The following is a 23,594-nucleotide window of genomic DNA, read 5'->3' as shown; positions in this document are numbered from 1 at the left end:
AATCCTAAATTTTATCGAGAACTCGCAAGCACATAAGCTATGCATTTTTAGATTCCTTATTAATACCTAAATAAGTGAATGACCTCCAAACATATTCTAACGGCCCAAAGCGGAATTTGGATAACCAAAGCTTACTAAAAATCACTTGGAAAACAAAAATGACAATGGCAATGATGATAGCTGTCGTTAAGTGCAATTTTCCGTATACGCCGAATGCAAATGGTCCAAATAAAAATGTACATATAATAGATTGGCCGATATAGTTTGTGAATGCCATTCTTCCTGGGAACGCTAACCACTGTAAAATTTTCTTCCCTTTCACCGTTTGATAAATAAAGATTAAGCTAATGGCATAAAAGATTGTTAGGAGTGGCGAACTAATATATTGGACAGCAGAAAAATTTTCTGAAAAGAAAGGTAAGATCCAGCCTAATGTCCCACCAAAAATCAATGTTAGTAACCACGTAATGAAAAATCCTTTTCGGTATTCTTCAAAACGATGAAGCCATTTTTTCTTCGCAACAGCTGCTCCGAATAAGAACATTAGTAAGTACGGAAGATTTGAAAATAAATAAAATATAGGGTTGCCTAGAAAAAGAATATATAGCCCATTACGCATTGTATAAAAAGTTCTTTCTATAAAATTAGCATCCATTAATTCTTGAATATTTCCATTTTGATGAGCATCGATCGTAACTTGCATGAGCTGACGACTTTCCTCTGACATAGGCATTGACATTGTCGTAGTAGAATCGGAAGATAGAGCTCCAAACGTTAATGATCCCAAAAGTAAGCTATATAAAGTTAAGCTAATGATTAACATAGCGTTGGGTTTTAACTTATGCATGAGAAGGAGTAATAATCCTAAAATTGCATAGTCTGTTAAAATATCTCCAAACCAAATGAAATAGGCATGGATACAACCGAAAATAAATAACGCAATAAGTCGTCTAGAATAAATTCCCCAAAAATTTAGTTGCTTTGCGGCAGCTCTTTCCTGCATGATGACCATGCCAAAACCGAATAGCATGGAAAAGAGCATGACAAATTTTCCATCGACAAACATAGTAAGAATAGTTTTAACTGTATAATCGGCGTCATTCCAAAAAGAAGTCCATTCATTTTTAAAACTTAAATCTTCCTGCATATAGACGGGGTAAAGGAACCAAACAATATTGGCTAATATGATTCCTAATAATGCGAACCCCCTTAATACATCGAGTGTTTCAATCCGCTCTTTTGCAGATATGGGTAAGAGCTTTTGCTTCATATAATCATCCTTTCGATTGTTATTTTGTTCTTTCAACAACTGGCTATAGTTGAAAAAACTTTGTTAATGAAACTTTAAATGATAATTATCAGGATTTTATAAGGAAAACTAAGGTATCGTAATTTTTTTGTGAAATATTTCTGTAGAAGAAATTCATTCTTTTTTATGCATGAACTATTAATTATCGGAATTAGCAGAGAGAAGGAAGTAGGAAAAAGAGTGTATCATAATGAAAGGATATGTTAAGTTAGATATTCCTGGAATATATATGGAAGATAAATTAAGGAAATTTTATGTAGACAATGATTCAGCTTTATAAGAGGTGAAACTACAATGAAAATTAGGTTAGAAAACTGCATTCTTTCGTTAAAATTTATAGAAGCGAAAGCTTTAGTGGATGGTTTGACTAAAGATGAATTTGAGGATTATATATTGGAGTTGTGTTATAAATCAGAAAGTATTATATATTATTCTTTTGTTTTAGATTTATTAAAATGTAGGGAAACAGCTTTCCTTCACTATATAGCTTCAATTATTTTATCTCACCCATTATGTCATTTAGAGGGGGCTTATCAGGCAGCATTTTATCACGCTAAAAAGGCAATCGACTGGGATGGAGATGATGTAGAGCTTAAAGAATTTTTATTATTTTTTAATGCTATACCTGATAAATTATTAAATGATCAAGAGGCTAAAATGCTGGCTGAAAAAGTCTTGAAAATAAAACCAGATAGTGAGGTTGCAAAAAAGCACAGATAATAGGAGCTTGATTGGTTTTGGTTATACCTTAGACTAAATGAAAAGAAGGTTAGAGCATAGTGCATTTAAAAAACAAAGAACTAATTAAACAGAGATTAGATGGTGCTTGGGTTTACGAGAGAATCGTAAAGATTGAATATAATGTTGAAAATGATGTTGAAGATAATTATGTTGGAACACTGGATCTTACCTTTCATATTACCTTTATAGAAACAAAAGAACCTTTCAAAATAAGGATTAGATATCATCATGTTGACGATTTAACAATAAGAAAAGCAACAACTTTTCCACTGTCTAGGGACTTAATTGTTCATGATATGAAAGAGCAAGGTTTGGTGAGCAGCCAGCGTTATCATGTACATGATGATAGTGGATATGGTGAAAATGATGGATTCGAATTTATTGAATTTTATTGTACGTCTATGGAAGTCATTTCGGTAGAAGAATTTTATAAGATTTGAATAGTTACATTGAGTAAAGAAAAATCATAGTATTAATAAATAGAGCTCGTTAAATTATTACATTGACCAAATACAAACCGTTTATTCATAGCGGTAACAAGGAAATATTGATATAGTAAAGCCTTTATTAGAAACTGATATTATTTTTAATATGACTTATTCTAATGAATTTGTGAAAAATTTCTTTGTACTCGATTTAGCAGAAAAATATGAGAGTGAAATATTTTTAAATTCATTGCAAAGAAACAAGAAATAGCGAATATCTCACTAAATTTCAACAAAGGAGATCTATATGGAAGAACCACAAATTATTTTATGTATACCTGGCAAATGGAAGAACAAAAGTGAAATGATCGAAATGATAATAAGAAGTAGTGATGAGTTTGTATTGATTGGAAATCGTATTGTTAAACTAGATAACCTCAATATGAATTATGAAATAGAAATCTATGGTCATGATGAAAATTTAGCAGAAGCTTTTGAAATAGCTGGAGGTAATGCATTTACAAAAGAACAATTGAATGAAATACAAAATCATTTTCTTACAGCCTATTTAATTGGTAATGGTGGGACTATTGATAATCTTATTAAATTAATAGAAGTTTCTAATGTGCTTTTAAAAGCAGGGGGATTGGGAGTTAAAGTTGAAGTTTCTGGTACTGCGACAACTCCTGAAAGCTGGTCAATAATAAATAGCAAAAAAGAAATACCAGAAACTTTTAAAGCTTTTGTTACTGTAGCTGAAGAGGATGATTTCTATTATACATGTGGCATGCATTGTTTTGGGTTACCAGATGTTATTACTTTTAAAAATCAGGTATCGATAGAATATGCTCAAGAGCTCATGCAAATTTTTTGCTTATACAATCTAATTGAAAAGCCATATTTAGAGGACGGTTCTACATTTAGTTTAGCTGAAGAACACCCAATTTTTGTTTTAAGATACAGTGACTGTAGGCATATTCCAGAAGATCACTTATTTTATAATAAATATGGGGTATGGGCTTTGGCACATAAATTTGAATAGAATTATTGGTAAGTAAATTAATTAGATTATAGTTTAGAAGGAACTAAAGGAGAAATTAGATGATTAACTATGGAACTCTTTACTTCGATCATTACACTAAATTTTTAGGAAAGCCAATCGATCGGGAGGTGTATAAATATAGTGAAAAAATGCCAAGTATCCAAATTTTGAAGTATGAAAATGTCTTTGAAGAATGTTTGGTTTATACCACACTTGGTTTGAGTAAATTTACCGAAATAACGGGCGATTATATTGAGATTTCTATGGTAGTTGATGGAGCGTTTAATAGTTCGGGCTATATTCTTGCAAATACGTTATTTTACTGTGTCCAAAATCAAATGCATATAGGGAGAGGCTTAGCGATAAGTGGAATAGAGAACATTGATGCTGCTTTTGTATATAAATATAATAAAAGTGCTGTCTATTTTACTGAGCTGTATGCTTTTCCGGAAGAATATAGTACGGTCCTTACAGACTCTAACGAAAAGGATGGAAAACTGCTGTTAGCATTTTTTATTTCGCAGTCCGAATATGATTATTTTGCAAAACATGGAGCAGAGAAATTTGAGGATATGTTAGAAGAAGGGAACGTGGATCCATTTAACGTTAGAAGAGCTTCGGTGGTTTAATAGGGAGTGTCTGCCCGCTAAATAGATTAATAGACTTAATATATACATAAAAAAGGTAAATAAATATATGAATCTAAAAGAAGCTGAAATTTACCAGACAGATTAGGAACAGAAACGATAGCATTGATTTTTCAAAAATATTAATTGAATTTTGAGAAGTGAATAGTAATCCAGTAGGTATAGATTACAAGGTGGTGAACAACAATGTTTAATTTAAATAATATTTCTGATTTAATTAAAAATGCCCCAGCAAGTGAGAATGAAATTCGTAGTCTAGAAGATAAAATGAATATTAGACTACCTGTTACATATAGAAGCTTACTAAAAAACACTAATGGCTTTTCCATTGCTGGTGGTGTGTTGATTTATGGTACTGAGGATCTTATAGAGCGAAACGAAACTTGGGAAGTAAATGAGTATGCAAAAGGTTACGTTGCTATTGGCGATGATGGTGGCGGCAATGTCTTTTTAATGGAACTAAATGATGAAGAGAGTAAGATATACGTCTTGGATTGCGGAGATATGAATCCACAAAATGCAACTATTATTGCCGTAGACTTTAACAGTTGGATAGATAGCGGTTGTGTTAGTGAGTTAGAGGAAGGGGAGTTAGATAACCCTATTGAAACTTGTAGCATTGTGTTAACAGCTTTACCCATTGGCGGATTAAAAGATTTAGTCAAAATAAAAAATGTTTTGCACTTAAAGATATCTGCTTTTGATTTACTAAAATGTTCTAAAACACTTCCTTGTGAACTTGTTAATGAATACCCTTACTATCAAGCTATATGGCAAATCGAATCATTGGGGGAAATTGGACAAGTACTAAAAGTAGTTTCTTTTAAAAGATAAATTATAAAACATTGGCGTGTTTCGACTTTTAAAGAGTAGAAGGAATACGCTTTTTTATTTTAAATTTAGAAATGATATTTAGGTATGGAAGTTTAAAATAGTGTTAAAGATAAATATTTAAAAAATTGGTACATTGTGTGAAAGTGCTACGTAATCTATTGTTTATTTAGCGAATTATAGAAAATATTGTTGATTAAAAGTAAAACGATAGTATAATGGAGGTATAGTTACATTTTTGGTTATTAATTCCTTGGAGGTAATTGGTAACGTGAAGTTAAAACTCAATATGATGAGTATTCCAGAAAGTGTAACTAAAAAAACTAATGAAATGAGGAGATTTTATGATTAACATGATTCAATATTTGGAGCAAAATCCGTCTTTGGTAACTTTGTTAAAAGAAAAAAAAGCTTCTCTATTTGGCGTTACAGAACTTGAACAAAAGGCAATTCTAGAATCTTTTGATGTAGAGCTGCTGCGTGTAGATCTTCGCCTTTGGTACTAAGTAATATTAAAAGTAAGTGGTTTTTGCTTGTAATAAGTATTTATTTAATAATTGGTTTTTATTTACTTTATGTAACTTATAGCAAGTCTTTTATAAATATTGAGGTTAAGGAAGAAAATGGAGAATGGTTAGTGGTAGATTCATATTACAGAGATTGGGCTACTAAACAACAAATTGAAGCCGGAGATATTATTTTAAATGTAGATGGAACAGAGATCAATAATATTTCTAATATAAAGTATGACTTCGTATTACGAGCAGCCAATGACTTAACGATAAAGAAACCCAATGGTAACTTAATTTATGTACACATAAAGCCACAAGATATTCCCCAACAATTTTATTATGTTCTAATAGCACCAACTTGTTACTATTTTTTAACGCTAATAATTTCTCTATATTTATATTTTAAACAAAAAGATAATCCTTTATTGAATTTACTTATATTTTTTATTCTAACTGTCTCATTGGCTTATGTTAGTATAGGAGTGTCAGGTAGATTGGATAATATCGGTACTATTGTAAACCGAAGTAGTATGCTATTGTGCCTAGTCCTATTAATTCACTTTCTAAAGAAATACTTTTTGTTTTTGAATTTAAAATGGATATTTATTAACAATATTAAAATATTTTATATACTTCCTTTGATTGCTGTTTTTTTAAGTATTTGTAGTATATTATATCCTTTTACCAATCCTATATTCTCTAGTTTAACTTTATGTATATTTTTCACTTTGCTAATTGTAATTCTAGGTATATTGGGAATAAGTTACTTTAAATTTAAAACACCACAGTTAAAAATCTTATTGAGTAGTATCATCATCCCGTTTCTACCATTTCTGTTCCTATATGCGCTGCCAAAAATATTTTTCAATAAACAAATACTCTCGGCCGATATAGCTTCCTTATTCTTGATATTCATACCATACAGCTTTATATGTACACAGCTTACTGAACGTATATTTGATATGGAGTACTTTATTACCCGTTTACGTCATTATTTTAATTTTTCATTTGTTTTTACAATTTGGCTGTTAATGGGTCTTTATTGGCTAACTGATTTATCTATTTCAAGCATGGCGAAAATTTTCTTTTTTACGTTCTTTTCTTTAATCGCACTTTTCTATATTAAAGAGAAAATAGATTATCATAAGCGAAAAATTCTTTTTTCAACAAAAGGGGATTATATTCATCGATTGTATACGACAGTTGATAGTATTGGAAGGGTCGTAAAGATTGAAGACTTGCTTGAGAGATTTGTTCAAGAAATTGCTTTACACCTTGAGATTAAACATGTTTCCGTATTAACCTACGATTTGCAAAGACATCAAGTTACTTCCACAAGCACATCAAAAGAATTTACTCAAAATCAATTGAACGAAATACAGCTTGAGCAACTCCGATTGGGAGATATAAAGAAGACAGAGCATTTTTATATTGCTTTTATCCACCAAGATGTAAATTATAAAAGAATATTAGTCGTAGACCATAATAAATCTATTTATCTAAAGGATGAGGAATTATTATGGCTTGAATTATTGCTTTTATATGTAAATAATTTTATAGAAAATACGAAAATGGTGGAAGATCTATTAGAACAGTTAAAGCATATGAAAGAGGCTGATAAAAGTCAGTTACCGTGGCTCAATAAGCTACTTTGGCTACGATTTGAAAAAGAAAAATACCAATTAGCTCAAGAGCTTCATGATACCGTTTTACAAGAGCAGCTCCATATTGCTAGAGAGATGGATGTATTTATCCATGCGAAGAAAAAGACGGATATTCAATCGGGTCTTACTAAGATTCATGAACACATGATTACATCTTTAAATGATTTAAGAGGCTACTGTGAAAATTTAAAGCCGCCATTATTAGATACATTAGGCTTAAATGCTGCGCTTGAGAAGCTTATTCAAAAAGTTCATAAGCGTGCTGATTTTGTTTTAATTTACACAATTGATCGTCTATATTTAGAGGATGAGCGTTTAAACTTGATGATTTATCGGCTCTTCCAAGAGTTGTTAAACAATGCGTTAAAACATTCGTATGCCAACACTGTCGAAATTCATCTGTTAGAAACAGAAGAGGGCTTTGAAATTATTTATTCTGATGATGGTGTGGGATGTGAAATGGATGACATCATTCTTGCTGAGTCAATGGGCATCAGGGGAATGCAAGATAGGGTACAGGCCTTTCATGGTCAGTTTTCTATCAACACCAATGTAGGAGAAGGAATGTCCATTCGAATTAAAGTAATTGAAAGGAATTTTACTCATTCCTATGACTACGATACGTATCATAAAAGGCCAACTCCTAGTAGAGGATAATAGATGAATAGAAAGAAAGACATGAGCTATTTTCGTACCTCCTAATCTTTTCGTATTGTGCAAAATTCACAGTACGTGTATGGATTGGAGGTTTTTGTGTTGGATTACAATATATCCCTTGATAAATACCGTTATTTATGTATCATGATAGTATATTTATATATAGAGGAGAAGATATCTTCATGGAAATGGAAGAAATGATCCTAAATTATACATCGCAACAAAATGAATTAAGGAAGCGTATTTCCCTACAAAACAATTTTTCAGCTAATCAAATTAAACTCGTTGCAGGAGTAGATATTGCCTATTGGGTTGAAAATAATAAAGAATATGGAGCTTGTTGCATTCAAGTTATTGATTTTAATTCCAAAAAGATCGTTGAACAAATTGAGTACATAAATGAAATTACCATTCCATATATTTCTGGGTTTTTAGCCTTTCGTGAATTGCCTCTTGTATTAGAGGCTGTAAAAAAGTTGAGAACGAATCCAGACCTTTATATGTTTGATGGAAATGGTTATTTGCATAGTCGTCATATGGGCATTGCTACACATGCCTCATTCTTCTTGGAAAAACCGACAATTGGTGTTGCCAAAACTTATTATAAAATAGAGAACACAGATTTTATAATGCCAGAAAATATAGCTGGGGCGTTTACTGATATTGTGATTGATGAGGTAGTATATGGTCGTGCTTTAAGAAGTAGAAAGGATGTTAAACCGATATTTGTTTCATGTGGTAACGAGATTGATTTAGATACGGCTACTAATATAACGATGTATTTTATTGAAAAAGATAGCCGTTTACCAATCCCTACAAGATATGCGGATTTGGCAACTCATCAGGCAAGGAAAATCCATCAATATAAAGTATGATAAATCATTCTAGTAAGGAGAAACTCACATGCCAATAAAGGAACGATTAAATAATTGGGTAGATTCTTATAATCGAAACGGTTATTTGAATGGTACTATTTTAATTGCATCTAATGAGAATATTCTTTTAAACAGAGGATTTGGTATGGCGAATTGGGAGCATAGCGTTCCAAATGTGCCAACAACAAAATTTCGTATAGGGTCACTCACGAAAGCATTTACAGCTATGGCTATACTTCAATTGCATGAGAAGCAAAAATTGAATATAGACGATTACGTAGGAAAATATCTACATGATTATCCGAATGGTCAACAAATAACAATTTATAATTGCTTAACTAATAGTTCTGGGATACCTAATTATACAAATTTTTCTGATTTTTGGTTTCATACAATGAGATTGCCATCAACGTTAGATCAGCTAATTGATTCCTTTAAAGGTAGGGCATTAGAGTTTCAACCTGGTAGTAAATTTGGCTATTCAAATTCAGCGTATGCGTTGTTAACAGCCATTATTGAAAAAGTTTCAGACATGTCTTATGCAGATTACATACAGCGGCATATATGCCATCCATTAGGTATGTATCATACAGGCTGTGATGATGGAGTAAAGGTGATTCCAGGTTTAGCATCTGGCTATTCATTTTGGGAAGAGCCAATTCATGCAGCGTATGCCGATTTGTCATTTCCATTAGGTTCCTATGGTTTATATTCGACAACAGAGGACCTATTTATTTGGGATCAGGCCTTAAAATCTTCCGAAATCCTTCATAAGGAATTAACAGAGAAAATGTTGACTCCAAATCTTGGGTCTTATGCGTGTGGTTGGATGGTCTCTGAATTAATGGAGAAAAAATGTGTGCATCATTTTGGTGATATTAGCGGTTTTTCAAGTGATTTTCTTAGATTTGTAGATGACCAAGTTACGATTATCTTTTTAAGCAATATGAATGTTTCACCTGTCATGCATTTAAGTAGAGAGATTGCAAAAATCGTTTTTGATAAAAATGTATCTTCACCGGCACCTAGAGTTCCGATAGCATTCACAAAGAGAGAATCTATCGTCGGACAATATGTAATAGAAAATGAAGACAAAGTACTTACCATTACTATTAAAAATAAAGAACTTTATCTAACAGTCCCTAAGATGTATGGAGCTTTATATAAATTTAAGCTTATACCATTTAGTCATGACTCTACGAAAACAGCTTTTTTAACCGAGATGATTTATGAACGATTGATATTTTTTTATTCAATATCAGGCGAAGTAGAGCGTGTGCATTACGTCGATTGTTATGAAAAAACTTATATGCTTTATAAGCAATAGAATGGAGCATCAATATTATATTTTGAAACTTAGAAAGAGGCATCCCAAATCATTAGTTGAGATGCCTCTTTGATTTTATTCATTAAATGCGCTTAGCGTGAGCACGAAGATACTTTTCAACATCATTGTAAAGTTCTGCTTGGTTTGCGTATTTTACGTAGCCACTCTAAAGGTTTATAAAGATCCTCCGTAGTACCACCAATCCCCTTATTTTCTTGTTAATATCCTAATAAACAGTTGTATTATGATATATTTCCTGAAACTAGAAACATATAATTTGCTCCGTAAATGCCTTGTTCAGGTTAGTTATTTGAATCAGTTTCATAAATCACATTTTTCAAAATCCCAGAATCCCTAGTCTTTTTGTTTGAAGATGTCTATTGCTTGTCGCATAGGAGCTTGTTTTTATACTAAAGGGACTAAAAATATAAAATTTGCTAAAATAAATGACATTTGCTGAATAAAAATATGAACTGAAAAACTTAGGTAGTATAAAAATTAAGATAAAATCAAAATATTATTATTTTTTGTATTGAAATAGGAGGAAATACACTTTTTAGAATTAATCTATAAAATGAAGAGAATTATTAAAAAAGTAGCCGATATAATTCAATAGATGATAGAGGAGGTATGGAAATTTGAATAAAAAATTACTTTTCACAGCTGCAGCTATTCCAGCAGCTCTATTTGTACCAACAGTTGCAGGAGCGGCAGGAGCTGATACAGTTACAGTTACAGGGAAAAATACAGTAAATGAAACATTAAAAGCTTCTATCGAAAACTTACCAGCAAACTCAATTGTTAAAGGTTATCAATGGTACTATGTAGATGGCTCTAATGATTCAACGAATAAACCAATCTCTGGTGCCACAACAGCGTCATTTACAGTACCAGTAGAAGCAGCAGGCAAAGCAGTTTTCGTGGAAGCGACTACAACAAATGGCGATAAGTATAAGAGTGAACCCTGTTCGATTAATGAACTAAAACTTTCAATAACTAAGCCAAGAATAGATAGTAGTTCAAATTATGCAGTACCTGGTGAATCAGTACAAGTAGGAGGAGCAATTGTAACCGATGATGCTGGGGCAAAATTACAAAGCAATCAAATTACATACAGCTATCAATGGTTTTATAAAGTTGGTGAATCCTTCACAATAATTGATGGAGCTACTAAGGACACATACAGAATTCCTAATAATGCTTTAACAGATGGCATTACAGATATAATGGTCAAAGTACAGGCAAAGGTAGGAACTTCTTTGGTAGAATCTGTTGAGTCTGATGTGATAACAATATCTAATGAACCATCCGATTCAATGATTGAAGAAATTAAAACTTTATTAATAAATGACAACAAATATAATGTAACAAGTTTAGAATCTTTTAAGGCAAAAGTAACGGAATTAGAAAGTAAATATCAGGGACTATCTGCTGCAGCAAAGGCGAATGTGAAAAATTATGATGTATTAAAGAGAGCGACTGCAGATGTAGATTTAATAAGCAAGTTAAATGAGAAAGTAGATAAAGTTAATGAAGTGAATGAAAAAGATCTGTCAAAATATTTAAAAGAAATTGAAGAGGCCTATGATAAGTTTGATTTATTACAACGTAGCTTAGATCTAAACGATGCCTTATACAATAGCATTAAAGACATTTTGAAAGATCCTACAGATATCGAAGATTTTAAAGAAGTTAGAAGACTAAATCAAGAGATTGTTGCACTATTAGACTATAAAAGTTCATTTGTTACGTATGTACCTACTAGCATCGAATCTTTAAAATCAGCAGTAGAAACAATTGAAAAGGATATAGCGAAATTATCTCAAAATTACCGAGCGACTGTTCAAAATCAATCGATTTTAAGTGATGCTAAGTCGGATATTAAAAAAATCGAACAATTTATTAAACTTTTCGATAAGTTGTCAGAAAAAGATTCAACTAGCAAACAGGTGACTACAGCAAAATCTATACGTACGGCTTTTGAAAAGTTAACTTATAAACAACTTAAGCTTGTACCAGAAAAATATATGAATACATTACTTAAAGCTGAAAACGCAGAAAACAATCAAATAGACAACTTAAATAGAGAGATTGACAGTTATGTGGGCGATGTGGATGACAGTTACCCTATAGATCCATCAAAAGATTCTTGGCAAGGACATGTCAGTAATGTAAACCGTATTATTAATGAATATAAGGGTTTAACGAAAAATTCAGCGGCTAAAGTTGTCGGATATGATAGCTTGGTAACTTTACAAAAGGATTTTAAAGCAGCTGAAAAAATCATTAAGGACATGGACGCTTATCAAAAGCTTTCAGAAACGCCGGGGGTAGCTGAGAGTAAGTTAAAAACGAACTACACGAATGTATTGAAAGCTTACAATAAGTTAACTAGTTTACAACAATCGCTTGTTTATAATGCTAACGATTTTTTATTAAATACACCGACTATTACAGTTGATTTAAATGGTAAGGAACCTGCTGATAAAGCTGCTGCATTGGCTTTGAAAGCCGAAGTTGAGAAGCTTGCTAATGTAACGAAATATACATTTGCACAATTCGAAAGTGCTGTAAATGCAGCAACGACAAAATATAAAAACCTATCTTCCGGTGGACGAAAGTACGTCACAAACTATTATTTATTAACAGCTGCGAGTAAAGATCTTTCTGGTGTTAAGTCATTCCATAAAAAAGTGCAAACTGCCCGAGAAGAAACCGATGCAGCGAAACAAGCGAAAAAAATTCAAACCGTACAAACTGCATATGCTAAGCTGCCAGCAAATCAACAGCATTTAGCCAAACAGCAATATGAAGATTTGCTCAATAATCGTCTAGAAAACGGTAATGCACCAGATATCACAACATTAAATAATGAAATTGCAAAAATGGTCTCAAATGATAATGATTCGTATACAGTATCAATAGAAAAGATTAATGAGCTTTCAACTCAATATAAAAAGCTAAGCTCTAGTGATAAAAAACGTATTACGAATGCGTCGATCTTAACAACAGCGGTTTCCGATGTGAAAAAAGTAGAATCATTTATGAAGACGTATGAAAAATCATTTACTAGTAACCCAACAACTGTTATTAAAGCTTTTAATAAGCTAACTTCAAAACAAATGAGTTTAATTAGTCCAGAAATACGACAATCCATTATTGATAAAGATCAAGGTCAACAACAGTCTAATGAAAGTGCTTTGAAATTAGTTGAATCCATTAATTCACTGATTGTAAATGGTGAATATATTGATGACTTGGAAACGAAAGTAAAAGAAATCCGAACAGCATATGATGGCCTTAGTTCTTCGGAAAAGAGCGTCGTGAAAAATTATTCTAAACTAACACAAGCCGAGAGTGACTTGAAAAAAGTAGCCGATGTACATGCTCTTTATGTACCTGCGACAGAAGATAATGAAGCAGCTCGTAAAACTTGGCAAACTGCCTATGGTAAGCTCTCGAAAAAATTAGAAATTTTATATAAGAAAATGTATGCAAACGATTTATAAAATCGTTTAAAAGCCAAACCCCGAATAACGAAATTATTCGGGGTTTTAATGTGCGCGCCATGCATGAGGATGTCAATAAAAATTAAAAGTTGGGTGATAAAACGAGAAAGTTTATCGATAAAATTCAAAAGTTGGGTGATAAAACGAGAAAGTGTTCCGATAAAGGTCAAAAGTTGGATGACGTCACGTCTCCGGACGCAATTATGCCGAGGCATAATTGATAAAAATATACCAAATAGAGTCTTTGTAGGGTAAACTATGGAGGCTCTGTTTTTGCCTATTATTCATTTTTTTTAGTAAAGTGTACTTAAAGACGAGCTATGGCGTAAGATGCCATTTTTTGAAAGGAGATTACAAAATGCCGACAGAACATAACAATCATAATAATAATCAACTTGCGGCAGAATGGGTGGAACAGTTTCGTCCTTTTGCTAAAGAGGGACAATGCGCAAGTTATATTCCTGCTTTAGCTGAAAAAGATCCAAATCAATTAGCAATTTCGATTATCGGTACTAATAATGACGAAATGAAAGCCGGAGATACAACGGAACTATTTACTCTGCAAAGTGTTTCAAAGGTCGTTACATTTATTTTAGCGTGTATGGATCGGGGGTTACCCTATGTTCTAGAGCGAGTAGATGTTGAACCTACAGGTGATACCTTTAATTCCATCATTCGTCTTGAAAGCCATCAGCCTGGAAAACCTTTTAATCCAATGATTAATGCAGGAGCTATTACAGTATCGTCTATGCTTTCCGGAAATTCACCGCAAGAGAAGGTGTCAAAAATCCTTTCTTTTTTAGAACAAATGGTTGGTAAGAAATTAAAGGTTAATGATGAGGTTTATCAATCTGAGTGGCAAACTGCAAATCGAAATCGTTCATTAGCCTATTATTTAATGGATTCTGGCTTTTTAGACTGTTCTGTAGAGGAGGCATTGGAGGTTTACTTGAAACAATGTGCAATTGAAGTAAATGTTTCGGATTTAGCGATGATTGGTTTAGTAATCGCCAATGATGGTTATCATCCTCTAACAAAAACACAGCTTTTTCCTAAGCAAGTAGCAAAATTAGCAAAGGCATTGATGGTTACTTGCGGTATGTATAATGCTTCTGGTAAATTTGCTGCATTTATCGGGTTACCCGCTAAAAGTGGCGTTTCCGGAGCGATTTTGGTGGCTGTGCCAAGTCATGCAGGCTTAGACTCACCTTTTCCTGTAGGATGCGGTATTGGCATATACGGACCAGCAATTGATGACATCGGGAATAGCGTAGCCGGAGTGAATTTACTTAAGTATATCGCTACCGAGTGGAATATGAATATTTTTTAACTTCATTCAGCGGGTGTGGCGGATGTCACGGATTCAATCAAATGAAAGATGACTTCAGTAAATGGAGTCATCTTTTTTACTTTTTTCAGCGGATTTCTATACATCCGCCAAGGATTATACCGTTCATTTGCTATAAAAAAGCCCTGAATAGCTTCACTTTGCTTAAAGTGTCACTATCCAGGGCGATACAACTTAGCGTATTGCTTTCTTTCTTTTCATCTTATAAATAATCAGCAGCAAAATAAACCAAATTGGTGTCAATAGTAATGCGGTACGTGTTGCCTCTGAAATGAACATTACTACTAATAAAAATGCAAAGAAGACAAGTACTAAATAGTTCACGAACGGAGTGAAAGGTGCCTTGAAAATTGATGCTTCATGAAGTGCACGATTTTTACGTTTATAGATGATATGAGAGATTAATATAATACTCCACACCCAGATAAAGCAAATGGCACTAATTGTTGTAACAACACTAAAGGCGTTTTCAGGCATTAATTTACTTAGTAATGCACCAACGGATACAACAATTGCAGACACAACAAGTGCGTTACTTGGTACACTGTTTTTATTGAGCTTTGCAAACGTTGGTGAAGCTTGTTTGTTGTTTCCAAGATTAAAAAGCATGCGGCTTGTAGAAAATAAACCACTATTACCAGCTGAAGCTGCAGATGTTAGAACGACAAAATTAATAATACCCGCAGCAATTGGAATACCAGCTAGTGTAAATACTTGTACAAATGGACTACTAGAGGCAGACATTTCATTCCAAGGATTAATGCATAAAATAACAAATAATGCCCCTACGTAGAATAATAAAATGCGTAATGGAATTTTGTTAATGGCAGAAGGAATATTTTTTTTAGGATTGGCTGTTTCCGCAGCAGAAACCCCTACTAACTCGACACCAACAAAAGCGAAAACAACCATTTGGAATGCCATTAGGAATCCGTGAAGGCCATTCGGGAATAACCCGCCATGTGCCCAAAGATTTTCAACAGAAACTGTGCCAGAGCTTGTTTGAAAACCTGTAAATAACATGAATAGTCCAATCACAATCAGTGCCACAATTGTTATGACTTTTATAAGTGCAAACCAAAATTCTAGTTCGCCAAATAGTTTTACAGTTAATAAATTCAACATTAATAACAGTACTAAACAGCCAATTGCAGGCACCCATTGTGGTATATCAAACCAATATTGTACATAAACGCCGACAGCAATAATATCTGCCATAGCGGTCATAATCCAGCAGAACCAGTATGTCCAGCCGGTGATGTAACCTGCCCAAGGTCCTATGTATTCGGATGCAAAATCAGTAAATGATGTATAGCCAGCATTTGATAATAACAGTTCGCCTAACGCCCGCATGACGAAAAATAAGGCGGTTCCGACAATTAGATAGGCAAAGATGATGGAAGGTCCAGCTAAAGCAATGGCTTTACCGGAGCCTAAAAATAAACCTGTACCGATTGTTCCGCCAATGGCAATGAGCTGCACATGGCGATTTTTTAAATCACGTTTTAATTGTTGTTGTTGTTCCACGTTGCTCCCCCTCAAAGATACGTAAAAACTATGACTGGAAATAAAAAAGAGACTAGTAGTGACACTAGTCCCGTAAACGACAGAATAACAAATACCGATTGCGAATGTTGTATGCAAAAAAAGAAAACATTCGTGTGGTATAGCTTTCATGATGAAAGTTGATATTACTCCTCTGTCCTTTTGCCTGAGATAGTGAACCCTTCGGCGACGCAAAATGCGCTCTCTCCAGAACTGCTCCTGCTATAGTTTTATCCATAGCATTCATAGCTTGTATTGTATGTCTTAATGACATTGTTTTAAGATATTATACATCCTATCAGTGCTACCATAATTATTCAAGGATAAATTTCAGTCAGTATCGAAAAAAAAGAAGATTGGAGTTCGTCTAGGTAAAAACTTTACGAAAAATAGTATTTTTAGACATACGTTAAAATATGGATAATATTTAATGTTTGGTATAAAGGGGTAAAAGAGGCGAGGAACGAGTGAGGGATACGGTTAGAATTTTGGTAATGGAAAGTGAATGTGGTGTGGGCAGTATATTGCCTCTCGTTCTACTTTTTTCTGTCCCATGTATGATCAAGAACTTGGAGAGCAAGAAATAAGTTGTCAGACGTTAAACAATAAATATAATATAGTAGAAACTCAGAATTTTTTGCAAAAAAGAAACCATCTCATAGTCATTTGAGATGGTTTCTCTTTGTGTTAAACAAAGTGAAGTAGAGATATATTAATTTACTTAGTTTCCGTGAGTAAATTTATATATAGTAGTCACTAATGCCTTAACGATTTTTTACTATTATTTTTTTGTCTTTATTTTACCTGTCCAAGTACGGAAGCCACCTTGAAGTTGGTAAATTTGGTTGTAGCCACGTTTTTTAAGAAATAAAGCAGCACGTGAGCTACGGCCTGTATTTTGACAGTATAAATATACTGGTAAATCTGGGCGAATTTCTTTGTGACGTTGACGTAGAGTTGTTGAAGGAACATTTCGTGCGCCTAGAATGTGGCCTGCATCAAATTCTTTTTGCTCACGTACATCGATAAGCTGTGCTTTACGATAGCCTTCAATAAATTGTTCTTGTGTTAGGTTTGTTACGGCCTTTTTTAGTCGTAGGGCATTGATGCCGATATATGCAATTACGACTACTAAAATTACACCGATTGTGATAAGTATGTTCAACAAAATTTCTTACCCCTTTCTATCTTCTTTATTATTATAAAAGATGCGCTAGCGATAGTCCAATGAGTTTGATAAAATTAATTAGATTGTGGCTAGAATTAATCTATCTTTATTTATGGATGTTATTAGTGAAAGGTCACAGAATCATTCCACTACATTCATAGACTTGGGTGGATGATTAATTCAATAAAGAATAGAACTAAACGCAGAGTGTCAAAATTTTGAGAAGTATTGTTTTTTGCTCATCATCTAGAGAAGGATGACATTTGTTAAAACGTATGCCATATATAGGTTGATTGGAGTGAAGGCAGGGCGACTCCTTGGGGATCAGCGATAGAGGAACGAAGGGTAAAAGCATCACATCCTGTGATAACGCCTTCGTGACCAACCTCATGTCGCTGTCGCTACGTTAGCACTACCCTTTCGCACAAAAAACATCTGTTGGCCCGACGCCCCCAGGAAAGCGCCCAGCCGGAACGGAAATCAACCCCACGTTATGGTGATGAGACTTATTTTTGTACACGTTAGCTAATGTTCAATTAAATATTTGTAGGAGATGAAAATATGACAACTTGGTATTTTCTAAATTCAGGGAAATGTAGCCCTTCTTTTAATATGGCTTTAGATGAGGCATTACTTGATTGGCATAGTGAAGGTTTAATTCCACCAGTCATTCGTTTTTATGAGTGGGAGCCAGCAACACTTTCGATTGGCTATTTTCAGCAGGCGAAAAGAGATATTAATTTCGAGGCTGTGCAAGAACAAGGTTTAGGCTTTGTTCGTCGACCAACAGGTGGTAGAGCCGTTTTACATGAACATGAGTTGACATATAGCGTCATTGTTTCAGAAAGCTATCCAGATATGCCTGAATCAGTGACAGAGGCATATAGAGTGTTAAGTGAAGGGATATTGCAAGGTTTTCATAATCTAGGTATGGATGCTTATTTTAGTGTGCCTAATACCGAAGAACAAAGAGCGGATTTAAAGAAACCTAAAAGTGCAGTTTGCTTTGATGCGCCAAGCTGGTATGAGCTTGTAGTAGAAGGTAAAAAAGTAGCAGGTAGTGCACAAACTCGTCAAAAAGGTGTTATTTTACAGCACGGAGCCATTTTACTAGATTTAGATCAAGAGAAATTATTGTCTGTTTTCAATTTTTCAAGTGAAGAGGCGAAGGCACGTATGCGTAGAAAGATGCCTGAGAAAGCGGTTGCTATCAATAACCTTGTTAAAGAACCCGTGACTATTGAACAATGTGTGACAGCTTTTAGAGATGGTTTTGCAAAATCGTTGCAAATTGATTTAAAACCATTTACACTTTCTGAGGAGCAATTAGAATATGTGCATGCACTTGAAGAAAAAAAATATGCATGTGATGATTGGAACTTCAAAAAATAACAAGAAATAGTATTAAATATTGTTTTGTTAGTAAGCGATAAAAGGATTTTTTTTGTTGATATTTTGCTTATAAATGCCTGTTTTTAGCTGATTGTAGTGAAGGGCTACTTGACTCCCGCAGGAAAGCAGTAGCCCGTAACGTAAATCGACATCTTCTAATAAAAGTTGAATGGATAAAAATGGTTGATCGGCATTCCTGAAATAGTATAAGAAAAATATTTTTTATCGTTCAACCCTTGTAATAACAAGTGGTTCGGATTCTATTCGAAATTGCAAGTGTTGAATTAAAAAACTATATATAGTATCTTTTTTAAAGAAACATACACAATATGTAGTGTTTAACGACACGTGATATTGTGTATTTATTATTGTAATGCAGAAAACAAGGGAGGCAAAACGATGGTACTTACAAATCATCAACCCGAAGTAAACAAATTTGAACAGTTAAACAAAGATATTGAACAATTTCCACAGGTTCATCCTGTAACACCTGATATGCACATTACGCATAAAGGTGTATCAAGACTTGTGATGATCGATCGCTACTCGTTTAAGGATACGGAGAAGAAAACGTTAAAAGCTGGTGATTTCGTCGTATTAACAGTGAAGTCAGATCCAAAATTCCCTGCACGTGGTTTAGGGACAATCCAAAAGCTTGATATGTCTACGAAAACAGCAGAAATTTTGATTCAGGAAGATTACCGTAGTGCTTTAGATGATCCGAAAGAACAAGAAACGGGTGTGATAACGCGTTCAATTGACGTGCTAGAAAAGCCTCTTGAAATATTTTATGAACAAATCGCAAAACGAAATGCAACAGGACTTGCTGCTGTTGAAAAAACACTAGAGAAACGCCAAGAATGGTTTGAAAAGTTTTATGAGCAGTTAGTATCATTAAAATTCATTCCAGCTGGACGAGTTATTTACGGAGCAGGATCTGAAACAGATGTAACTTTCTTCAACTGTTATGTAATGCCATTTGTAGCAGATTCACGTGAAGGAATTAGTGATCACCGTAAGCAAGTAATGGAAATTATGAGCCGCGGTGGTGGTGTAGGGACAAATGGTTCGACATTGCGTCCACGTAACACTTTAGCACGTGGTGTAAATGGTAAATCATCTGGTTCCGTGTCATGGTTAGATGATATTGCGAAGCTGACTCATCTTGTTGAACAAGGTGGCTCGCGTCGTTAAGACTCGGCGACGTAATCTCGTGAATTGCTGGAACACCCTTAGAGCTTTTTTTGCTACAACGTAAGCTGCAAAGCTAGGCGTGAATGCTTGAAAAAAGAAAAGATTGGGCAATCAGCAGCGAAGCATCTATGGAAACGTAGATGAACGTTCAACGACTATTGAAACTTTCTAAGCTTGTCAAAGTATGAAAGAAGTAAATCATATGAGGCGGTGACGCTCTTATGAGGCACGAGACAAAGAACAGTATTCTTTGATGATATAGTCTGATCTTATGTGAAAGCATAAGAGTATGGCAGAAATGACCATGCCAGAAAAATTAAATTCAATATTTTTCTGTAACAAAAAATGGGAGCACAAATGATTATGCTGGCAGATTGGCATCCTGATATCGTGGAATTTATTATTTCGAAAATGCAAAATCCACGAATTCTACGATACCTAATCGAAAATACTACGGATAAAACAATTATTCGTCTAGCAAAAGAAAAATTAAACTTTAAGCCTCTTTCATCTCAAGAGGAAGCTATGTATCAAGGGATTGTTAACTATAAAGGTATCGAAGGCTTAGGCGGATTTGATACGGCTATTATTCGTGAAGCGGAAAACAAACTTCGTGATGGTGGTACTTATACTGTTCACAATCAAGAGTTTTTAACTGGTGCAAATATTTCTGTAACATTAACAAAAGAATTTATGAAAGCTGTAGAAAATGACGCTGACTTTGAGCTTCGTTTCCCAGCTGTTGAAGAATATACAAAAGAAGAGATGGCTATTTACAACAGTGAGTGGCATAAAGTTGGAGATGTGCGCGAATGGGAGAAAATGGGCTATAAAGTACGCACATACCGTACGATTAAAGCGAAAGAATTATGGAATTTAATCAACGTTTGTGCAACATACTCTGCAGAGCCAGGTATTTTCTTCATCGACAACGCCAATGACATGACAAATGCAAAAGCTTATGGTCAAAGCGTTGTTGCGACAAATCCGTGTGGTGGACTTCGCCTCACGTTAAAAATTGCGGGATAAAGCGGGAAGGCTGAGATGCTAATCCGAACCGAAGGCTAAAGGTAAAACTTAAGTCAGGGGCAACGCATACCCGGTGATCCTACCTAGTAGACTATAATCCGGGCACGAGACCGCAACATTACACAATATAATAAATACTAGCCTAATTAAAGAAAGGCTGTGATCAAATGAACAGAGGTTATGCAGGTTTTTATAAATCATATTATTTAAGAAGTTCATATGAGTATGCATACGCCAAATTTCTAGATTATCATTCCATTTCTTGGGGCTATGAAGACAAAGTATTTAATATAGGATTTAAATTTTATAAACCTGATTTTTTCTTCTATAATGATAACGGTGATATTATAAAGATTGTTGAAATTAAGTCTCGCGATATTATAGCGAAAGAAAAAGCTCTTGAAGCTTTAAAGGCTATTGAAACAACTTATGATATTGATTGCGAATTAATTTCTTATGAAGAATTGCTCGAAATGTATAAGCTTGTACTATTTTCGTTAACTTCTACGATAACAGAATGGATAGAATCTAAAAATACGACAATAAACAAAGCTAGTTATGGTAAGTATAATGGCCATTTCAATCAGCGACATAATGAGCAAACTAAAAAAATAATTGGACAGCATACAAAGCGATTGTGGGAATCTAATAGTCCAGCAAAAGCAAGGATGATTGAAGGTTTAAGAAAATCTGGCCTGGCTCAAAAGGGTAAGCAAAAGAAACCTAGGGAACAAAGAATCTGTAAGAGTTGTGGGAGCAACTTTGAAGTGATTGTTTCTTCATCAAAATTGTTTTGTACTCAATCATGTGCTGGATATTCAAATATTCAAGTTGCCACACAAACTTATGTTGATAAGCGAGCGAAAATTCATCAAGAAATTAAACGGACAGTAATTCAATGGGCAATCGATAATGAAGAAATTATAACTGCAATCCCCTTTAATAAAATAAAATCAACTCTCCAACCATTAATCGAAAAGATTTATCAAGAATTTGGGGTTAAAGATTTTAGAGTGATTTCAAAATCAATTTTTGGGGAAGATAGAGGAAGAAAAGAACTACTTAGGTTTATGAAAAAAGTGTGTAATGAAAATGTATGCTGAACTTACAGGAATTGAACTGTAAGAACTAGAGGATAAAAAGCCTTTAGGATAACAATAATTGGAACAACCACTTGCACCATATTCTGTGTGTAACTTAGCAGCTGTGAACTTGGCGCAGTTTGCAAATAAAGAAGATCAAACAATTGATTTCGAAGCACTACGTGAAACAGTTCGTGTTGGTGTTCGTATGCAGGATAATGTTATTGATGCAACACCATACTTCTTAGAAGAAAACCGTGTACAAGCTCTTGGTGAGCGTCGTGTTGGCTTAGGCGTAATGGGCTTAGCGGACTTACTAATTTATTGTGAGAAAGAATATGGCTCAGAAGCTGGTAATGAGCTAGTCGATGAAATCTTTAAAACGATTGCTGAAACTGCGTATGAGGCGTCAACAGAGCTTGCCAAAGAACGCGGTAGCTTCCCATTCCTTGTAGGAGCAACTGAGGAAGAGACAGCACGTTTACGTAAAGCATTTACTGAAACAGGCTTTATGCAAAAAATGCCTGCACACATTAAAGAGCAAATTTTAGCAACAGGTATTCGCAACTCGCATTTACTGACAGTAGCTCCAACTGGTTCTACTGGTACGATGGTTGGCGTGGCAACTGGTCTTGAGCCATACTTCTCGTTCACATATTACCGCTCAGGTCGTCTAGGTAAATTCATCGAGGTAAAAGCAGAAATCGTACAAGAATATTTAGAACGTCATCCAGAAGCAAATGAGAATGACCTTCCTGAATGGTTCGTTACGGCGATGGAGTTAAAACCAGAGGCGCATGCTGATGTACAATGTATCATCCAAAAATGGATTGATTCATCTATTTCAAAAACTGTAAACGCACCAAAAGGTTATACAGTACAACAAGTTGAACAAGTATATGAGCGCTTATATAAAGGCGGCGCTAAAGGTGGTACGGTCTATGTAGATGGTAGCCGTGATTCACAAGTACTGACACTAAAAGCTGAAGAAAATGATATGGATCAACTATCATTCGAGGAAGAATTAGTAGAAGTACCAACGAAGCGTCCGGTTGTATTAGTAGATACGATTCAAGCGTTAGAATCGACAACAGTTATCGGTTCGGATGTAGGGAATACTTGCCCTGTATGCCGCAAAGGAACTGTAGAGGAAATCGGTGGCTGTAATACTTGTACAAACTGTGCTGCACAGTTAAAATGTGGCCTATAAAATAATGAAAAAGTGTCTATTGTAGATTTGAAATAAAATCGCGACGTTTATAAAAAAGTTGCGACCCTTTACCCCTTTGGATATGAT

16 protein-coding genes, 3 pseudogenes and 1 riboswitch are annotated in these 23,594 nt (G+C 34.2%); of the genes and pseudogenes, 16 read left to right on the top strand and 3 right to left on the bottom strand.

Features of this window, described 5'->3' with window-relative positions; all coding sequences use genetic code 11:
* Positions 1-37 precede the first annotated feature (37 nt).
* Positions 38-1,270 (bottom strand): DUF418 domain-containing protein, encoded by a 1,233-nt coding sequence (locus ACFXN8_RS10260; protein WP_386844811.1) that lies wholly within the window; start codon positions 1,268-1,270, stop codon positions 38-40.
* 333 nt (positions 1,271-1,603) lie between these two features.
* On the opposite strand from ACFXN8_RS10260, the gene ACFXN8_RS10255 reads away from it, so the two are divergent.
* From ACFXN8_RS10255 to ACFXN8_RS10205, 11 genes are all read left to right on the top strand, one after another.
* On the top strand, positions 1,604-2,029 hold the full coding sequence (locus ACFXN8_RS10255) for a hypothetical protein (protein ID WP_386844809.1): 426 nt from the start codon (positions 1,604-1,606) through the stop codon (positions 2,027-2,029).
* Between the two features lie 59 nt (positions 2,030-2,088).
* A complete protein-coding gene (locus ACFXN8_RS10250; RefSeq protein WP_386844807.1) occupies positions 2,089-2,490 on the top strand; it encodes a hypothetical protein in 402 nt (133 codons plus the stop codon).
* A gap of 292 nt (positions 2,491-2,782) precedes the next feature.
* On the top strand, positions 2,783-3,517 hold the full coding sequence (locus ACFXN8_RS10245) for a DUF4261 domain-containing protein (RefSeq protein ID WP_386844805.1): 735 nt from the start codon (positions 2,783-2,785) through the stop codon (positions 3,515-3,517).
* Between the two features lie 59 nt (positions 3,518-3,576).
* Positions 3,577-4,146, top strand: a complete 570-nt coding sequence (locus tag ACFXN8_RS10240) for a suppressor of fused domain protein (protein ID WP_386844803.1) — start codon at positions 3,577-3,579, stop codon at positions 4,144-4,146.
* A gap of 204 nt (positions 4,147-4,350) precedes the next feature.
* On the top strand, positions 4,351-4,998 hold the full coding sequence (locus tag ACFXN8_RS10235; protein WP_386844801.1) for an SMI1/KNR4 family protein: 648 nt from the start codon (positions 4,351-4,353) through the stop codon (positions 4,996-4,998).
* Between the two features lie 341 nt (positions 4,999-5,339).
* Positions 5,340-5,501, top strand: coding sequence for a competence pheromone ComX (gene comX, locus ACFXN8_RS10230; protein WP_376074060.1), 162 nt, complete (start codon positions 5,340-5,342; stop codon positions 5,499-5,501).
* Positions 5,492-7,828, top strand: a complete 2,337-nt coding sequence (locus ACFXN8_RS10225) for an ATP-binding protein (RefSeq protein ID WP_386844799.1) — start codon at positions 5,492-5,494, stop codon at positions 7,826-7,828. The genes comX and ACFXN8_RS10225 overlap by 10 nt, the downstream gene beginning before the upstream one ends.
* A gap of 182 nt (positions 7,829-8,010) precedes the next feature.
* A complete protein-coding gene (locus ACFXN8_RS10220; RefSeq protein ID WP_376074062.1) occupies positions 8,011-8,703 on the top strand; it encodes an endonuclease V in 693 nt (230 codons plus the stop codon).
* 28 nt (positions 8,704-8,731) lie between these two features.
* Complete coding sequence (locus tag ACFXN8_RS10215; protein WP_376074063.1) at positions 8,732-10,030, top strand: serine hydrolase domain-containing protein; 1,299 nt, start codon at positions 8,732-8,734, stop codon at positions 10,028-10,030.
* 638 nt (positions 10,031-10,668) lie between these two features.
* On the top strand, positions 10,669-13,539 hold the full coding sequence (locus ACFXN8_RS10210) for a hypothetical protein (protein ID WP_386844796.1): 2,871 nt from the start codon (positions 10,669-10,671) through the stop codon (positions 13,537-13,539).
* Positions 13,540-13,897: 358 nt separating this feature from the next.
* Entirely contained in the window at positions 13,898-14,869 is a 972-nt protein-coding gene (locus tag ACFXN8_RS10205) for a glutaminase (RefSeq protein WP_376074071.1), read from the top strand.
* Between the two features lie 192 nt (positions 14,870-15,061).
* On the opposite strand, the gene ACFXN8_RS10200 is transcribed toward ACFXN8_RS10205, so the two are convergent.
* Positions 15,062-16,414, bottom strand: a complete 1,353-nt coding sequence (locus tag ACFXN8_RS10200; protein WP_376074072.1) for an amino acid permease — start codon at positions 16,412-16,414, stop codon at positions 15,062-15,064.
* A 162-nt stretch (positions 16,415-16,576) separates the two neighbouring features.
* Positions 16,577-16,653: riboswitch (glycine riboswitch) on the bottom strand.
* A gap of 560 nt (positions 16,654-17,213) precedes the next feature.
* Positions 17,214-17,597 carry a rhodanese-like domain-containing protein gene (locus ACFXN8_RS10195; protein ID WP_376074129.1) on the bottom strand — a complete coding sequence of 128 codons (384 nt, stop codon included), beginning with the start codon at positions 17,595-17,597 and terminating at the stop codon, positions 17,214-17,216.
* A gap of 564 nt (positions 17,598-18,161) precedes the next feature.
* On the opposite strand from ACFXN8_RS10195, the gene ACFXN8_RS10190 reads away from it, so the two are divergent.
* From ACFXN8_RS10190 to ACFXN8_RS10170, 5 genes and pseudogenes are all read left to right on the top strand, one after another.
* Entirely contained in the window at positions 18,162-18,992 is an 831-nt protein-coding gene (locus tag ACFXN8_RS10190) for a lipoate--protein ligase family protein (RefSeq protein WP_323647118.1), read from the top strand.
* Positions 18,993-19,391: 399 nt separating this feature from the next.
* Positions 19,392-20,183, top strand: a pseudogene (locus tag ACFXN8_RS10185) (ribonucleotide reductase N-terminal alpha domain-containing protein); the annotation flags it as partial.
* Positions 20,184-20,534: 351 nt separating this feature from the next.
* Positions 20,535-21,182 (top strand): annotated as a pseudogene (locus ACFXN8_RS10180) (vitamin B12-dependent ribonucleotide reductase); the annotation flags it as partial.
* 200 nt (positions 21,183-21,382) lie between these two features.
* On the top strand, positions 21,383-22,318 hold the full coding sequence (locus tag ACFXN8_RS10175; protein WP_386844791.1) for a restriction endonuclease: 936 nt from the start codon (positions 21,383-21,385) through the stop codon (positions 22,316-22,318).
* Between the two features lie 61 nt (positions 22,319-22,379).
* Positions 22,380-23,507, top strand: a pseudogene (locus tag ACFXN8_RS10170) (vitamin B12-dependent ribonucleotide reductase); the annotation flags it as partial.
* Positions 23,508-23,594: the final 87 nt, after the last annotated feature.

The sequence above is a fragment of the Lysinibacillus sp. NPDC059133 genome, assembly GCF_042755925.1.
Classification (GTDB): Bacteria; Bacillota; Bacilli; order Bacillales_A; family Planococcaceae; genus Lysinibacillus.
The sequence above is the reverse complement of the archived record's forward strand: the minus strand, read 5'-3'. Positions and strand labels throughout refer to the sequence as shown.

Coding starts and splice junctions, on each gene's coding strand:
- ACFXN8_RS10205 (WP_376074071.1), top strand. CDS start 13,898: ATGCCGACAGAACATAACAATCATAATAATAATCAACTTGCGGCAGAA.
- ACFXN8_RS10240 (WP_386844803.1), top strand. CDS start 3,577: ATGATTAACTATGGAACTCTTTACTTCGATCATTACACTAAATTTTTA.
- ACFXN8_RS10260 (WP_386844811.1), bottom strand. CDS start 1,270: ATGAAGCAAAAGCTCTTACCCATATCTGCAAAAGAGCGGATTGAAACA.
- ACFXN8_RS10235 (WP_386844801.1), top strand. CDS start 4,351: ATGTTTAATTTAAATAATATTTCTGATTTAATTAAAAATGCCCCAGCA.
- ACFXN8_RS10220 (WP_376074062.1), top strand. CDS start 8,011: ATGGAAATGGAAGAAATGATCCTAAATTATACATCGCAACAAAATGAA.
- ACFXN8_RS10190 (WP_323647118.1), top strand. CDS start 18,162: ATGACAACTTGGTATTTTCTAAATTCAGGGAAATGTAGCCCTTCTTTT.
- ACFXN8_RS10255 (WP_386844809.1), top strand. CDS start 1,604: ATGAAAATTAGGTTAGAAAACTGCATTCTTTCGTTAAAATTTATAGAA.
- ACFXN8_RS10215 (WP_376074063.1), top strand. CDS start 8,732: ATGCCAATAAAGGAACGATTAAATAATTGGGTAGATTCTTATAATCGA.
- ACFXN8_RS10245 (WP_386844805.1), top strand. CDS start 2,783: ATGGAAGAACCACAAATTATTTTATGTATACCTGGCAAATGGAAGAAC.
- comX (WP_376074060.1), top strand. CDS start 5,340: ATGATTAACATGATTCAATATTTGGAGCAAAATCCGTCTTTGGTAACT.
- ACFXN8_RS10175 (WP_386844791.1), top strand. CDS start 21,383: ATGAACAGAGGTTATGCAGGTTTTTATAAATCATATTATTTAAGAAGT.